Origin of the sequence: Streptomyces sp. NPDC056222 (assembly GCF_042264065.1) — a bacterium.
Lineage (GTDB): Bacteria > Actinomycetota > Actinomycetes > Streptomycetales > Streptomycetaceae > Streptomyces.
In genome coordinates this window covers 1-14,783 of the sequence record NZ_JBHJTL010000138.1, presented here as the reverse complement: position 1 = coordinate 14,783, position 14,783 = coordinate 1, and the positions used below count along the sequence as shown (strand labels likewise).

Here is a 14,783-nt window from a genome sequence, read left to right as displayed (position 1 = left end):
GTCGTGGACCGGGCGGCCTTCCTCGTACGTCGACTGCGGCAGTACTACCGCTTCGTGCCGTCGACGATCAGCGGGTTGCCGCCCGCGACGCCGCACGGAACCGCGTACACCGGGTTCTTCGCCGCGGCCTCCTTGTACGCGTCGATGCACTGGTTCATCAGGACCTTGTCGGTCAGCGAATCGTTGAGGATCTTGTTGGCGCGGGCGATGCCCTCGGCCTCGATACGGCGCCGGTCGGCCTCGGCCTTGGCCGTACGGGACGCCTCGGTGGCGCGCTCGGTCGCCTGCTGCTGCTGGATCTTGCGGTCGATCTGGTCCTGCAGAGCCTTCGAAGGCTTCACGTTGCGCAGGTTGACGGTCGTCACGTCGATCCCGCGCGGGGCCAGGCGCTCCTTGATGAGCGTGCCGATCTCGGCGTTGATCTTCTCGCGGTCCGTGGCGTAGCCCTGCTCGCTCGTGTAACGGGCGAAGACGTTACGGACGATCTCCCGGCTGTCCGGGTAGACCAGACGCTGCTGGATGGACTCCTCGCTGCCCGCGAGCCGGTACAGCTCGACCGACTTGGCCGGCGTGACCGCCCACTTCACGGTCACCTCGACCTCCATCACGCCGCCCTGCGAGGAGCGGACCTCGACCACGTCCTTGTCGGAGAGGTTGAGGTCGACCGGGCGGGTGGAGAAGGTCGTGACGTCGGTGAACGGCGACTTGACGTGCATGCCCGAGGTCATCGGCTCGCCCACCTTGCCGAACGCGACCGGGACGCCGACCTCGTACGCGCTGACCACGTACGTCATGCTGGCGACCAGCGAGAAGGCACCCGCGATGACCGCGCCGAGCGCGCCGAGCTTCAGACCCTTCGAGTCGTTGGAGCGGGCGACGAAGAAGAGCACCACTGCTGCGAGGAGCAGCAGGATGGCTATGACGAACATGGGCGTTCCCCCCGAGGACTACGGTCGGTTGCAGGCGAAGTAAGCGGAGCGTAAGTCACGAACCGCGAGCCCTCGAGGGTGGGGGTCAGATCAGGCCGTGCTCCCGCAGGTACTCCAGCTGAGCCCGTACGGACAGTTCGGCGGCCGGCCAGAGCGAGCGGTCCACGTCCGCGTACACATGGGCGACGACCTCCGAGGGGGTCCGGTGGCCGCTCTCGACCGCCGTCTCCACCTGGGCGAGCCGGTTGGCGCGGTGCGCGAGGTAGAACTCCACCGCGCCCTGTGCGTCCTCCAGGACGGGCCCGTGGCCCGGCAGCACCGTGTGGACCCCGTCGTCGACCGTGAGCGAGCGCAGCCGGCGCAGCGAGTCCAGATAGTCGCCGAGCCGCCCGTCGGGGTGGGCGACGATCGTCGTGCCGCGCCCGAGGATCGTGTCGCCCGTCAGGACGGCCCGGTCGGCGGGGAGATGGAAGGAGAGCGAGTCCGCGGTGTGCCCCGGGGTCGGTACGATCCGCATCTCCAGCCCGCCGACCGTGATGACGTCCCCGGCGGTGAGCCCCTCGTCGCCGAGGCGCAGAGCCGGGTCCAGGGCCCGCACATGCGTCCCCGTCAGCTCGGCGAACCGGCTCGCGCCCTCGGCGTGGTCGGGGTGACCGTGCGTCAGCAGCGTGAGCGCGACCCGCTTGCCGAGCTTCGTCGCGGTCTCGATCACCTGCGTGAGGTGACCGTCGTCGAGCGGCCCCGGGTCGACGACGACGGCGAGGTCGGAGTCCGGCTCGGAGACGATCCAGGTGTTGGTGCCGTCAAGGGTCATCGCGGACGGATTCGGCGCGAGGACGTTGACGGCGCGGGCGGTCGCGGGGCCGGAAAGGACCCCGCCACGGGGCTGCCCGGGCAGCGCGGCGGCGTCACTCATCGCGCACCTCCTTCGCCCGGAGCGCCGGCGTCCCGGTCCGCGTCCGTTGCGGGAGACGCGTCAGGACGCGCGCCCGTCGGGATGTGCTTGGTGAACTCGTCGTGGCCCGGCCAGCTCAGAATCAGCTTGTCGCCCTCCAGCCGCGCCTGCGCGAGTACGGGAGTCAGATCCTGGTCCTGGGCCGCGGCCAGCGCCTCGGCGGCCGTACCGAAGCGTTCCAGGCCCCGCAGGGTCGAGATCGTCGGCGGCATCATCGTCAGCTCGCCCCGGTCGTAGCCGGCCGCGGCATCTGCCGGGCGGATCCAGACCGTGCGGTCCGCCTCGGTCGAGACGTCACGGGTGCGCTGACCGGTCGGAAGGACGGCCGCGAAGAACCAGGTGTCGTACCGCCGGGACTCGAACTCCGGCGTGATCCACCGCGCCCACGCACCGAGCAGGTCCGAGCGCAGCACCAGCCCGCGCCGGTCGAGGAAGTCCGCGAACGACAGCTCACGGGCGACCAGCGCCTCGCGGTCCTTCTCCCAGTCCTCACCGGTCGTGTCGTCGACCACGGAGTCGGCGGTCCCGCCGGCGAGCAGCACGCCCGCCTCCTCGAAGGTCTCGCGCACGGCCGCGCAGACGATCGCCTGCGCCTCTTCCGTGCCCGTGACGCCGAGGCGCTCGGCCCAGCTCTCCAGGGAGGGTCCGGCCCAGCGCACCGGGTGCTCGTCACGCGGATCGACGCCGCCGCCCGGATAGGCGTACGCACCGCCCGCGAAGGCCATGGAGGTGCGCCGCCGCAGCATGTGGACGTGCGGACCGTCGGCGGCGTCGCGCAGCAGCAGGACGGTCGCCGCCCGCCTCGGGGCCGGGGGCGTGAGCTCGCCCGCCGCCAGGGCGCGGATGCGGTCGGGCCATTCCGGTGGGTACCACTGACCATTCGACATGGCCGGATGGTATGCGCAACTACCCGAACGCACGAGAGCCGATTCCCCCTGGGCGGGGGAACCGGCTCTTGACGAACACACGGGCGGTCAGGCCTGGACGAGCTCCACCTGGACCTCGACCTCGACCGGGGCGTCCAGCGGCAGCACCGCGACACCCACCGCGCTGCGCGCGTGCACTCCCTTGTCACCGAGGACGGCGCCCAGCAGCTCGCTGGCGCCGTTGATGACGCCCGGCTGACCGGTGAAGTCGGAGGCCGAGGCGACGAAGCCGACGACCTTCACGACCCGCTTGATCCGGTCCAGGTCACCGGCGACCGACTTCACGGCCGCGAGCGCGTTCAGGGCGCAGGTGGCCGCGAGCTTCTTGGCCTCCTCGGCGGTGACCTCACCGCCGACCTTGCCGGCCAGCTGGAGCTTGCCCTCCACGATCGGGAGCTGGCCCGAGGTGTAGACGTACACCCCCGACTGCACGGCCGGCTGGTAGGCGGCCAGCGGGGGCACGACCTCCGGCAGCGTCAGGCCCAGCTCGGCGAGCTTCGCCTCGACGGCGCCGCTCATCAGGACTTCTCCCGCTTCAGGTAGGCCACGAGCTGCTCGGGGTTGTTCGGGCCGGGAACGACCTGGACGAGCTCCCACCCGTCCTCGCCCCAGGTGTCCAGAATCTGCTTCGTCGCGTGCACGAGAAGGGGCACGGTCGCGTATTCCCACTTGGTCATGGAGCCGACTGTATCCGCTGCCACAGGTAGCCTCCTGCTTAGGCGGGCCTGCCAGTGGTTAGGCTCGAAGACGTGAGCAGGCTCCAGGTCGTCAGCGGCAAGGGTGGTACCGGTAAGACGACGGTCGCCGCCGCCCTCGCGCTCGCCCTCGCGACGGAGGGCAAGCGGACCCTCCTCGTCGAGGTCGAAGGCAGACAGGGCATCGCACAGCTCTTCGAGACGGAAGCCCTTCCGTACGAGGAGCGCAAGATCGCCGTCGCGCCGGGCGGCGGCGAGGTGTTCGCGCTGGCCATCGACGCCGAGCGCGCGCTCCTCGACTACCTCCAGATGTTCTACAAGCTGGGCAGCGCGGGCCGGGCCCTGAAGAAGCTCGGCGCGATCGACTTCGCGACGACGATAGCGCCGGGCGTGCGGGACGTACTGCTGACCGGCAAGGCGTGCGAGGCGGTCCGCCGGCGCGAGAAGCACGGCGGCTACACCTACGACCACGTCGTCATGGACGCACCCCCGACCGGCCGGATCACCCGCTTCCTCAACGTGAACGACGAGGTGGCGGGGCTGGCGCGGATCGGCCCGATACACAATCAGGCGCAGGCCGTGATGCGGGTGCTCAAGTCCCCCGAGACGGCGGTGCATCTGGTGACGCTGCTGGAGGAGATGCCGGTCCAGGAGACCGCGGACGGCGTCGCGGAGCTGCGCGGGGCCGACCTTCCGGTGGGCGAGATCATCGTGAACATGGTCCGTCCGCACGTCCTCGACGAGGCGGCGGTACGGGCCGCCTCCGGCGACCACCGGGACGCGGTCGCGAAGACCCTGGCGGCCGCGGGGATCTCCGGCGGTACGAAGCTGGTCGAGCCGCTCCTGGAGCAGGCGGGCGAGCACGCCCAGCGGGTGGAGCTGGAGCGCGAGCAGCGTGCGGTGCTGGCCGGCCTCGGCGTACCGACGTACGAACTGCCCTTCCTCGGGGACGGGGCGGACATCGCGGGCCTGTACCGGCTGGCGAAGGACCTACGGAAGCAAGGGGTGGGCGTGTGACGGAGAAGGCTGCCGCGGTGCACGGTCTCGACTCCGTGCCCGCCGTGAACGGGCTCGACTCCGCCCCCGTCCTGCACCTGGATCCGCTCATCGACGACCTGGGCACGCGGATCGTCGTCTGCTGCGGCGCGGGCGGGGTCGGCAAGACGACGACCGCGGCGGCGCTCGGCGTACGGGCGGCCGAGCGGGGCCGCAAGGTCGTCGTGCTGACGATCGACCCGGCCCGCCGGCTGGCCCAGTCGATGGGGATCGACTCGCTCGACAACATCCCCCGCAAGGTCGACGGCATCAAGGGCTCCGACGGCGGAGAACTGCACGCGATGATGCTCGACATGAAGCGGACCTTCGACGAGATCGTCGAGGCGCACGCGGACGCCGAGCGGGCCCGGGCGATCCTGGAGAACCCGTTCTACCAGTCCCTGTCGGCCGGTTTCGCCGGCACGCAGGAGTACATGGCGATGGAGAAGCTCGGGCAGCTGCGGGCCCGTGACGAGTGGGACCTGATCGTGGTCGACACTCCCCCGTCGCGTTCGGCGCTGGACTTCCTGGACGCTCCGAAACGGCTCGGGTCCTTCCTGGACGGGAAGTTCATCAAGCTGCTGATGGCCCCGGCGAAGATGGGCGGCCGGGCCGGGATGAAGTTTCTCAACGTCGGCATGTCGATGATGACGGGCACGCTGGGGAAGCTGCTGGGAGGGCAGTTCCTGAAGGACGTTCAGACCTTCGTGGCCGCGATGGACACGATGTTCGGCGGCTTCCGGACCCGGGCGGACGCGACGTACAAGCTGCTCCAGGCCCCGGGCACGGCGTTCCTCGTGGTGGCCACGCCGGAGCGGGACGCGCTGCGCGAGGCCGCGTACTTCGTGGAACGGCTCGCCGCCGAGGAGATGCCCCTGGCCGGTCTCGTCCTCAATCGCGTCCACGGCAGCGGCGCCGCCCAGCTGTCGGCCGAGCGGGCGCGGGCCGCCGCGGAAAATCTTGACGAGGGACGCATTGTCGATCAGGTGGCCGGGAAGACTGGTGTTCGTGGCTCCCGTGCCACACCCCCCGAGCTGTCGGACACCGCCAGCGCCGCCACCGTCACCGCCGCCGCACGCACGTCGCACGACGAGGCTGCCCCCACAGCCGACGACGCCACGCACGACATTCAGCAGCTGACCGCAGGACTGCTCCGTCTCCATGCCGAGCGGATGCAGGTGCTCGCGCGCGAACAGCGCACGCGCGACCGCTTCACGGCGCTCCACCCCGAGGTGGCTGTGGCCGAAGTGGCCGCCCTGCCCGGCGACGTACACGATCTCGCAGGGCTTCGGGCCATCGGTGATCGACTCACGGCCGGACGGATGCCGTCGGCCTGAGCTGTGCGAACGCCGGCAGGGGCATGACCCACCGCCGCGCAAGCCTCGTACATCTGCGAACGCTGCGTACGTGTCGAACGCGCCGTACGCCTTCAGAGCTGCGCACGTCTCGAACGTGTCGTACGCCCGCGTACGTCTCGAACGTCACGAGCCGGTAAGGCGTGGGGCTAGCCCACCGCCGCATACGCCTCGTACGTCGCGTCGTCCTCGATCGCCACGGGGAGCAGGCCCGCTCCCCGCTCGTACTCCGTGCGTGCGGTCTCGAGCAGTCGCCGCCACGAGGTGACGGTCGGCCGCCGGCGCAGCAGGGCACGGCGCTCGCGCTCCGTCATCCCGCCCCACACGCCGAACTCCACACGGTTGTCCAGTGCATCGGCCAGGCACTCGGTCCGCACCGGACATCCGGTGCACACTGCCTTCGCCCTGTTCTGTGCCGCTCCTTGAACGAAAAGTTCATCCGGATCGGTAGTGCGGCAGGCCGCCTGCGCACTCCAGTCAGCTACCCAGCCCATACCGGCGCCGTCCTCTCCCGAATCGAGGCTCCCCCACGGCGGTAGCGGCATATTCACCGCTGCCAGTTGGTGACGTTACGGAAGGTGGGCACAGCGCAACACCCCCTTCGGGCCCAATCTTGAATGGCCCGAACGGACTATGCGTACGCGGCAGATCACCCAGGGGAGTGACCGGTGGACATGCGTGTCGAATCCGGCGAACCGGGGCAGTTCGCCCGACCGTGGCAGGGCCACTTGGGGCGTCGAGTGACGCATGGGGCGGAATCGGGCATGACTTCCCAGGCTTCGGGTTCAAGGGATTTCGTGCCGATGTCACGCCCGGGTCTTGATGCAGAACCACACTGCTGTGACAGTTGAGAGCAGCTTAGGCCAAGGCATACACGTGTGTCCGGCGAATGAGAACGTAGCCGCCTCACGTTGCCGTGCCGTCACGTCTGCGGGACGAGCCCTTCGTTCATGACGCGGCGGAAGAGCCTCCGGTGCCACTCGTCGGCGTCCGGTCCGGGGTCGGTGGCAAAGACGGGGTTCGAATTCGTCGGCGACGACCGTCCGCACTTCGGGTCCCATGGGCGAATGACCGGCTGCCGCCGGCCTGCGGGGCCACCGGCTCACCAGGCAATCCGGCGCCCCGGCCGCCTCCGGATGTCACGGTCTGGTACTCGAACGCTCCGAGAGGCCCCTGCTCCTGCGGAACGCTCATCACTACGGATTAGGCTGCCCCCATGGCAAAGAAGCGCTCGGGCGGAGGTCTGACCGGGACCCAGCAGGCCGCCAAGTTCCTCGGTGTCAGTGTGCTCTCCGGAGCCGTGCTGGCAGGCATCGCCCTGCCCGCGGCCGGAGCACTCGGACTGGCGGCCAAGGGCACGGTCGAGGGATTCGACGAAATCCCGTCCAACCTGAAGACGCCGCCGCTGAGTCAGCGCACCACGATCCTCGACTCCGAGGGCGGCCACCTCGCCACCGTGTACTCGCGCGACCGGAAGGTCGTGCCGCTGGAGAAGATCTCCCCGTACATGCAGAAGGCGATCGTCGCGATCGAGGACTCCCGCTTCTACGAGCACGGAGCGATCGACCTCAAGGGCGTGCTGCGCGCGATCAACCGCAACGCCCAGTCGGGCGGCGTGGCGCAGGGCGCGTCGACGCTCACTCAGCAGTATGTGAAGAACGTCTTCGTCGAGGAGGCCGGTGACGACCCCGAGAAGGTCGCCGCGGCCACCCAGCAGACCATCGGCCGTAAGGTCCGCGAACTCAAGTACGCGATCCAGGTCGAGGAGGAGCTGGGGAAGAAGAAGATCCTCGAGAACTACCTGAACATCACCTTCTTCGGCCAGCAGGCGTACGGCATCGAGGCAGCGGCCCAGCGCTACTTCTCCAAGCCCGCCGCCGACCTGAAGTTGGAGGAGGCCGCCATGATGGCCGGCCTCGTCCAGTCGCCGAGCCGCTACGACCCGGTCAACGACCTCCAGGAAGCCACCAAGCGCCGCAACACGGTGCTGCAGCGGATGGCCGACGTGAAGGACATCAGCCAGGCGGAGGCGGACCGGGCGAAGGCGGCGCCGATCAAGCTGAAGGTGAAGGCCCCGAAGAACGGCTGCATCACCGCCGTCGACGGCGCCGGCTTCTTCTGCGACTACGTCCGCAAGACGATCCTCAACGACCCGGTCTTCGGCAAGACGGTCGAGGAGCGGCAGAAGCTGTGGAACCTGGGCGGCCTCACCGTCCGGACCACGCTCGACCCGCGCGCGCAGGAGGCGGCCAACGAGGCGGCCGTCGCGAAGATCAACGTGGACGACAAGGTCGCCGCCTCGGTGGTCCAGGTCCAGCCGGGCACCGGCAAGATCCTCTCGATGGGCCAGTCCCGCCCGTACGGCCTGGACCAGAAGCAGCACCAGACCACGCTCAACCTCGCCGTCGGCAAGAAGATGGGCGGCACGACGTACGGCTTCCAGGTCGGTTCGACATTCAAGCCGATCACCGCCGCGGCGGCCCTGGAGAAGGGGCTGAGCCCGGCGCAGTCCTTCTCCACGCCGTGGAAGATCTCGCTTCCGATGGCCTCCTACAACACCTGCGCGGGCGGCCCGTCCGGCGGTGGCAACTGGGACCTGCAGAACGAGATGAAGTCCGAGGCCGGCACCTGGGACATGACGAGCGCGCTCGGCAAGTCCATCAACACCTACTTCGCCCACCTGGAGCAGATGACCGGGCTGTGCGAGACGGTCGAGATGGCGAAGAAGATGGGGTACGAGAAGGAGCTGGGCAAGAAGCTCCAGGAGCTGCCCTCGATCACCCTCGGCGGCCAGGAGTCCACCCCGCTCGACATGGCGGCCGTGTACGCCACCTTCGCCAACCGCGGCACGTACTGCACCCCGGTCGCCATCGAGTCGATCAAGACGGCCAACGGCGAGCGGCTGAAGGTGCCTCAGACGGAGTGCTCGCGGGCGATGAGCGAGCGCACCGCGGACACCATCAACCAGATGCTGAAGGGCGTCGTCGAGGACGGCACCGGTACGAGGGCGGGTCTGAGCGACCGCGACAACGCCGGCAAGACGGGTACGACGAACGACCGCAAGGACGCCTGGTTCGTCGGGTACACCCCCAACCTGTCCACGGCGGTGTGGGTCGGTGACGACGTCGGCGAGAAGCAGTCGATGTACAACATCGTCATCGGCGGCGTGACGTACGACAAGGTCTGCGGTGGCTGCCTCCCCGGTCCGATCTGGAAGATCGCGATGACCGGGGCGCTGACCGCCTCCGAGACGCCGTCCTTCGCGCCGATCGCCGTGCCTCGCGGCGAGAAGCCGGAGGACAAGGAGAAGGACAAGGACAAGGGCAAGCCCCGCGACGACAACAGGCCGGGCCGGGGCGATGACGAGGACCCGTTCCCGGACATCACGATCCCGCCGGACCTGATCGGCGGCGGAAACGGCCGCGGCGGCAACAACGGCGGCAACGGCCGCTAGGACGCGGACATGAGCGAGGGCGCCTCTCCTGGGAGAGGCGCCCTCGGTCGTTTCACGGGACTCAGCCGGCGAGGAACTCTTCACGGCCGGCGAGCGTCGGCTCAGCCGGCGAGCGTTCCCGGGAACCGGCCTGGGAGCGCCTGCTCAGCAGGCGAGCGCTCCCGCTTACCGGCCCACGAACATTCGCGGGTCTCAGCCCGCCAGGAGCTTCTTCACGACGGCGGCGACCCGGCCGCCCTCGGCCTGCCCGGCCACCTTCGGGTTCACGATCTTCATGACGGCACCCATGGCCCGCGGCCCCTCGGCGCCGGCGGCCTTGGCCTCGGCGACGGCCGCCGCGACGATCTGCTCCAGCTCGTCGTCGCCGAGCTGCTTCGGCAGGTACGCGTCGAGGATGACACCCTCCGCCTTCTCCCGCTCGGCGGACTCGGCGCGACCACCCTGGGCGAAGGCCTCCGCGGCCTCACGGCGCTTCTTCGCCTCCTTGGCGATCACCTTCTGCACCTCGTCGTCGGAGAGCTCGCGCTTGGTCGTGCCCGAGACCTCCTCCTTGGTGATCGCGGTGAGGGTGAGCCGCAGCGTCGAGGAGCGCAGCTCGTCGCGCTCCTTGATGGCGGCGTTGAGGTCGTCCTGAAGCTTGGCCTTGAGCGTGGTCATGCCCCAAGTGTGTCAGGTGCCCCACCCTGCCCGCCCGCGCATTTCCCTCCATCGGGTCTGCGACGATGGGGGGATGCGCGCACGGTACGGGATCCCCCTCAAGGTCACGGCAGGTCTTACGGCGACGGCGGCGGCCGGACTGGTCTACGCGGCGGGCTTCGAGGCCCGCTCGTTCCGCCTGCGCCGTGTGACGATCCCCGTACTCCCGCGCGGAATGCGGGATCTGCGGGTCCTTCAGGTCTCCGACATCCACATGGTGTGCGGCCAGCGCAAGAAGCGGAAGTGGCTGCAGTCCCTCGCGGGGCTGCGCCCGGACTTCGTGGTCAACACGGGCGACAACCTCTCGGACACGGACGCGGTCCCGGAGGTCCTGGACGCGCTCGGCCCGCTGATGGACTTCCCGGGCGTGTACGTCTTCGGCTCCAACGACTACTACGGGCCGCAGCTGCGCAACCCCGCCCGCTATCTGCTGGAGAAGGCCCAGGGGCGGCACGGTCTCAACGGCAACGCGCCGGTGGTGGGCGCGGTGCACAACCCGTGGGAGGGGCTGCGGGACGCCTTCGACGACGCGGGCTGGGTGAACCTGACCAACACCCGCGGCCGGCTGAAGCTGCCCGACCTGGAGCTGGCCTTCACCGGGCTGGACGACCCGCACATCAAGCGGGACCGGTACGAGCGGGTGGCGGGCGGCCCCGACCTGACGGCGGACTTCTCGCTGGGCGTGGTCCACGCCCCGTATCTGCGCACCCTCGACGCCTTCACCGCGGACGGCTACGGCCTGATCCTGGCGGGCCACACCCACGGCGGCCAGCTGTGCGTCCCCTTCTACGGCGCGCTGGTGACCAACTGCGACCTGGACACGGACCGGGTGAAGGGCCTCTCGACGCACACGGTGGAGGGCCGCACCTCCTTCCTCCACGTCTCGGCGGGCTGCGGCACGAACCGCTTCACCCCGGTGCGCTTCGCCTGCCCCCCGGAGGCGACGCTGCTGACGCTGACGGCGCGCGACTGAGACGTACCCCTCCCACGCGCCGCCCCCGGGCGACACCCGGCCGGACCGCATCCGACCTGCGGCGCCGTCCCACGAAAACCGGATTTCGTCTCCGGGCGTGGGTGGGCTAAAGTAATCGATGTCGCCGCGACGTGAAGAACAGAGCAGCGACATCGGGGTGTAGCGCAGCTTGGCAGCGCGCTTCGTTCGGGACGAAGAGGTCGTGGGTTCAAATCCCGCCACCCCGACAGCTGAAACACCAGGTCAGGGGCCTGATCCGCGAGAGCGGGTCAGGCCCCTGAGTGGTTTCCGGGGTCGCCTTGGGAGCCGTTTGGGAGCCGACTCCGGGAAGCGGCTCCCCGCATCGGGTGGAAAGCGTGTTGGGGGCAACCCCTCACGAGGTCGAATCTCATGTCCTCCGACCCTGCCCTACGTCCGCCCGGGTGGCTGCCAGACACCCTCCAGTCGATCACGATGCGCCAGTTGGGCCCGTAGTTGCTCGGCCTGGGCCTCAGGCTTGTGAAGCCCGGCGTGCCAAGGCCGCATGAGAGGGCTGTACTTGGCGTTCTGGCTGGGGCTTTCAGTCGGGCCCCGCCGTCGCTCAGCTACCGGATCTACCGCACCCCACCGGCCCTGACGGAGCACCCAGCCTCAACCAGCTCCGCCTAGCCCTCGCGAGAGCCGTCAGGCGAGACGTCGCCATGTCTGGTGGAGCGTGCGGCATTACGACCGGCCTCTTATCGAAGATCGAATACTGCAGTGCGCGGCAGCCCCCAATCAAAATTTCCCGCGTAACACTGTGCCGAACTTGGCCGACCTTGCGCCCACTCCCGAGTTTCCGGCTCAGACACACAGAGTCACAAACCGTAATTTCCTGGTCACGTCATTCCATCGACGCGTCACCTTTCGGCACTAGACGGCTTGCGGGCGGTAGATCGCGCTCTATCGCGCTCCCTGAAGGGGCGGCATCAGCGCCCTGGAGTCCCAACCGGGGATTCCAGGGCAGCCGAGAGCCACGAGGGTTTCGCTCGCGGCGGGATACCGCCATATCGGTTAGAGAGGTACTGTTCTTACATGAACGCTATGAACCAAGACGTCCACTTGGCGCTTAGCGGTCGAATCACCTTCGAGCAGGACATCAGCGTTGCCCAAGCCGCCCAAGTGATCGGCATGCTTCAGGCGCCACTGGGGCTCGATCCTCCGAGTCTCAGCCACGAGCCGCTCGCTCTTCCCCCCTCTTCCGCCCCAAGAGCGGAAGAGGAGGCCATCGAGTCCCCAGCACCCGAAAAGACTCGTCGAACACGCCTCGTCGAGAGCCCACGCCAAGCACTGGAACTCTCTGGCGCGAAGACCTATCCAGAGAAGATCACGACGTTTGCCGCCTACCTGCTACAAGAAGAGGACCGCGAAACATTCACACAGAGTGATATTCGGCGACTATTCCAGCGATCGCGCGATCGCATCCCAACACACTTCTCCCGAGAATTCGATAAGGCCGTTCGGGCCGGCTGGATCCACGAGGGGGAGGTCAAGGGTGACCACTACGTATCGGAAGCCGCAAAGGACATCCTGGAAACGGGATTCAGTGACGTTCGGAGCAAGCGTGGGGGTAAGCGGGGCACTTCGGTTCCCACCGCACGAGGAAGCGGGCGAAGAAAACCGCGCTCCGTGCCAGTTCCGGATGCGTTTGCGGATCTGGATGACATCCCCTCGACGATCGACGGGATCGTTCCATATCACCGAGTGAGGCTGAAGCGCGACAAGCTCCTCTGGGTACTTAAGCTGGCCAAGGATCTCGGCATCGAGGGCCTGCAAGGGGCAGAAGCGGCATGGCTCGCGGACAAGTTGGGCGACGCCATACCAACACGAGATATGAATGGCCATTTCACCGGCCTACGTCGCCTCGGATATGCCAACCGCTCGATGAGCGACAGCGCCATGAGGATCACGCAGCAGGGTGAGGAGTATCTCGAATCGCTGCAGGCATCGCCCTGAGTCCGGTCCACCGAGTGGAAGGTGGCCCGCAGTGCCCGTCCAAACCCTCCCCTATGCGCGCCGCGACGACAGCGGCGATCACCGAACCCGCCCGTTCGCGTGAACTCACGCGACGGCCGTCGGCTCGATCAAGTCGGTACGCCGAGATGCCCTGCCCGGGCGACAGTGTGCAGAGGTGACCTTCGATGGCACCCGTGTGGCGTGCCCTGCCGTCGAGGCGCATCCTGGTGGCAAGATCACCGGTAACGGGCCTCACTCCGTGCCCGCCGGGCAGCAGCGTAAAAAAGCGCTGCGCAGCCCGTCCGTCGCCCTGTGGGAGGGAGCGGGATGACAGTCCGATCGGCCGGTGATCCTGATCGCTCGGAGAGCTTCGGGGAGGGGCTGCTGGGCGGGCTCCTGGACCGGGCCCACGAGCTGCCGCCGCATCGGGTCGGGCCGGTGTTCGCCGACACGGTGGCGCGGCTGGGGGGACGGGATCCGCAGATCCTGCTCCAGGACTACGGGCAGCAGAGACTGGTCCCCCTGCCGGGCGAAGGGCTGGCGGGCGGCGAGCCGCAAGTCATTGACGAATCCGAGGCCGGCCGGTGTTTCCTCACCTCGCGCCCGGTCGAACTCGTGCTGGCCGACGGCGTACGGGTCCTGCTGCCGTTGCTGGACGGGGGCGACCAGGCGGGCGTTCTGGCCGTCACATTGGACGCCGTCGATGACGACGACCGCCGCCTGCTGCGCAGGATCGCCGGCCTGATCGCCGACATGATGCAGACCAAGAACGGCCACACCGACCTCTTCTTCCGGACCCGTCGCAGCGAACCGATGAGCGTCGCCGCCGAGATCCAGTGGTCGCTGCTGCCACCGCTGACGATGGTGACGCCGCGCGTCGACGTCGCCGGCGTTCTGGAGCCCGCCTACGACGTGGCGGGGGACAGCTTCGACTACGCCTTGAACGGGGACGCGTTCCACCTCGCCATGATCGACGCCATGGGTCACGGTCTGGACGCGGCCACGATGGCCACCGTGGCTATCGGCGCGTACCGGCACGCCCGCCGGATCAGCATCGAGCTGTCCGAGATCTACCTCTTCATGGACCGGGCCGTGGCCGAGCAGTTCGCACCCGACCACTTCGTGACCGCGCAGATGATGCGGCTGGACACGAACACCGGCCGCCTCCAGTGGGTCAACGCCGGGCACCCCGCCCCCATTCTGATCCGCGGGCACCGCGTCGTAGGCCGCCTGGACAGCCCCACGACCCTCCCTGTCGGCTTCGGAGGAGCACAGCCGCAGGTCAGCGGGGTGACGCTCGAACCGGGCGATCGCGTCCTCTGCTTCACCGACGGGTTGATCGAGGAACACGAGAGCGGACAGGAGGAGTTCGGCGAGGACCAGCTGATCGACTGGGTGAACCGACTGGAGCGGGCGGACCGAGAGGTCCGCGCGGTGGTACGGGACCTCTCCCACACCCTCAAACGGGCACGGGGCAACGCCACTTCGGACGACGCCACGCTGGTCCTGGTCGAGTGGCGTGGATGACGGAGAGACGTACCGCGAGGTGCCGGTGAGGCGGCCTGCGGGGCGGCAGGAGCTTCGCCCTCCTGATCACGCCGGCTCCGGCCGGTGTGTCACCGGTTCGGGAAGCGTGGCGACGAGGATCTCGGCGGCCTGGGTGACGTTGTCGGCTCGGACCGCGCGGGCCATGGCGTCACGTGCCGCGTCGGGCGTCGTGTCCGGCGGCACCACCATCAGGGCGAAGTGGTCGCTGTCGCCTCGGGTGATGAGGACGGTGTCGTCGCCGAT

14 protein-coding genes and 1 tRNA gene are annotated in these 14,783 nt (G+C 68.8%); 7 read left to right on the top strand and 8 right to left on the bottom strand.

The window, feature by feature from the left end; genetic code table 11:
• Nucleotides 1-44: 44 nt before the first annotated feature.
• From ACFC0D_RS36095 to ACFC0D_RS36075, 5 genes are all read right to left on the bottom strand, one after another.
• Nucleotides 45-929, bottom strand: coding sequence for a prohibitin family protein (locus tag ACFC0D_RS36095; RefSeq protein ID WP_376445651.1), 885 nt, complete (start codon nucleotides 927-929; stop codon nucleotides 45-47).
• 85 nt (nucleotides 930-1,014) lie between these two features.
• Nucleotides 1,015-1,845: an MBL fold metallo-hydrolase gene (locus tag ACFC0D_RS36090; RefSeq protein ID WP_376445648.1), complete on the bottom strand. Its 831-nt coding sequence runs from the start codon at nucleotides 1,843-1,845 to the stop codon at nucleotides 1,015-1,017.
• Nucleotides 1,842-2,771: an NUDIX hydrolase gene (locus ACFC0D_RS36085; RefSeq protein ID WP_376445646.1), complete on the bottom strand. Its 930-nt coding sequence runs from the start codon at nucleotides 2,769-2,771 to the stop codon at nucleotides 1,842-1,844. The genes ACFC0D_RS36090 and ACFC0D_RS36085 overlap by 4 nt, the downstream gene beginning before the upstream one ends.
• Before the next feature lie 87 nt (nucleotides 2,772-2,858).
• On the bottom strand, nucleotides 2,859-3,329 hold the full coding sequence (locus tag ACFC0D_RS36080) for a RidA family protein (RefSeq protein ID WP_329118935.1): 471 nt from the start codon (nucleotides 3,327-3,329) through the stop codon (nucleotides 2,859-2,861).
• The gene (locus ACFC0D_RS36075; protein ID WP_017947820.1) at nucleotides 3,329-3,487 is read right to left on the bottom strand and encodes a DUF4177 domain-containing protein; all 159 of its coding nucleotides are present in this window, start codon (nucleotides 3,485-3,487) and stop codon (nucleotides 3,329-3,331) included. Before ACFC0D_RS36075 ends, ACFC0D_RS36080 begins: the two co-directional genes overlap by 1 nt.
• 72 nt (nucleotides 3,488-3,559) lie before the next feature.
• On the opposite strand from ACFC0D_RS36075, the gene ACFC0D_RS36070 reads away from it, so the two are divergent.
• Nucleotides 3,560-4,522, top strand: a complete 963-nt coding sequence (locus tag ACFC0D_RS36070; RefSeq protein WP_376445641.1) for an ArsA family ATPase — start codon at nucleotides 3,560-3,562, stop codon at nucleotides 4,520-4,522.
• Between the two features lie 17 nt (nucleotides 4,523-4,539).
• Complete coding sequence (locus ACFC0D_RS36065; RefSeq protein WP_376445654.1) at nucleotides 4,540-5,877, top strand: ArsA family ATPase; 1,338 nt, start codon at nucleotides 4,540-4,542, stop codon at nucleotides 5,875-5,877.
• A gap of 167 nt (nucleotides 5,878-6,044) precedes the next feature.
• Here ACFC0D_RS36065 and ACFC0D_RS36060 read toward each other — a convergent pair whose 3' ends face one another.
• A complete protein-coding gene (locus ACFC0D_RS36060; RefSeq protein ID WP_015034550.1) occupies nucleotides 6,045-6,389 on the bottom strand; it encodes a WhiB family transcriptional regulator in 345 nt (114 codons plus the stop codon).
• Nucleotides 6,390-7,111: 722 nt separating this feature from the next.
• Here ACFC0D_RS36060 and ACFC0D_RS36055 point away from each other — a divergent pair.
• Nucleotides 7,112-9,349 carry a transglycosylase domain-containing protein gene (locus ACFC0D_RS36055; protein ID WP_376445639.1) on the top strand — a complete coding sequence of 746 codons (2,238 nt, stop codon included), beginning with the start codon at nucleotides 7,112-7,114 and terminating at the stop codon, nucleotides 9,347-9,349.
• 192 nt (nucleotides 9,350-9,541) lie between these two features.
• Here ACFC0D_RS36055 and ACFC0D_RS36050 read toward each other — a convergent pair whose 3' ends face one another.
• Entirely contained in the window at nucleotides 9,542-10,006 is a 465-nt protein-coding gene (locus ACFC0D_RS36050; RefSeq protein WP_329118929.1) for a GatB/YqeY domain-containing protein, read from the bottom strand.
• A 73-nt stretch (nucleotides 10,007-10,079) separates the two neighbouring features.
• Between ACFC0D_RS36050 and ACFC0D_RS36045 the strand changes: the two genes are divergently transcribed.
• From ACFC0D_RS36045 to ACFC0D_RS36030, 4 genes are all read left to right on the top strand, one after another.
• Nucleotides 10,080-11,018 carry a metallophosphoesterase gene (locus ACFC0D_RS36045; protein ID WP_376445636.1) on the top strand — a complete coding sequence of 313 codons (939 nt, stop codon included), beginning with the start codon at nucleotides 10,080-10,082 and terminating at the stop codon, nucleotides 11,016-11,018.
• A 153-nt stretch (nucleotides 11,019-11,171) separates the two neighbouring features.
• Nucleotides 11,172-11,245, top strand: a tRNA-Pro gene (locus tag ACFC0D_RS36040).
• Between the two features lie 826 nt (nucleotides 11,246-12,071).
• Nucleotides 12,072-12,992, top strand: a complete 921-nt coding sequence (locus tag ACFC0D_RS36035; RefSeq protein WP_376445634.1) for a hypothetical protein — start codon at nucleotides 12,072-12,074, stop codon at nucleotides 12,990-12,992.
• Between the two features lie 327 nt (nucleotides 12,993-13,319).
• The gene (locus tag ACFC0D_RS36030) at nucleotides 13,320-14,519 is read left to right on the top strand and encodes a PP2C family protein-serine/threonine phosphatase (protein WP_376445632.1); all 1,200 of its coding nucleotides are present in this window, start codon (nucleotides 13,320-13,322) and stop codon (nucleotides 14,517-14,519) included.
• Between the two features lie 66 nt (nucleotides 14,520-14,585).
• On the opposite strand, the gene ACFC0D_RS36025 is transcribed toward ACFC0D_RS36030, so the two are convergent.
• Nucleotides 14,586-14,783, bottom strand: a 198-nt coding sequence (locus ACFC0D_RS36025; RefSeq protein ID WP_376445629.1) for a DUF5994 family protein, incomplete at its 5' end; no start/stop codon positions are given.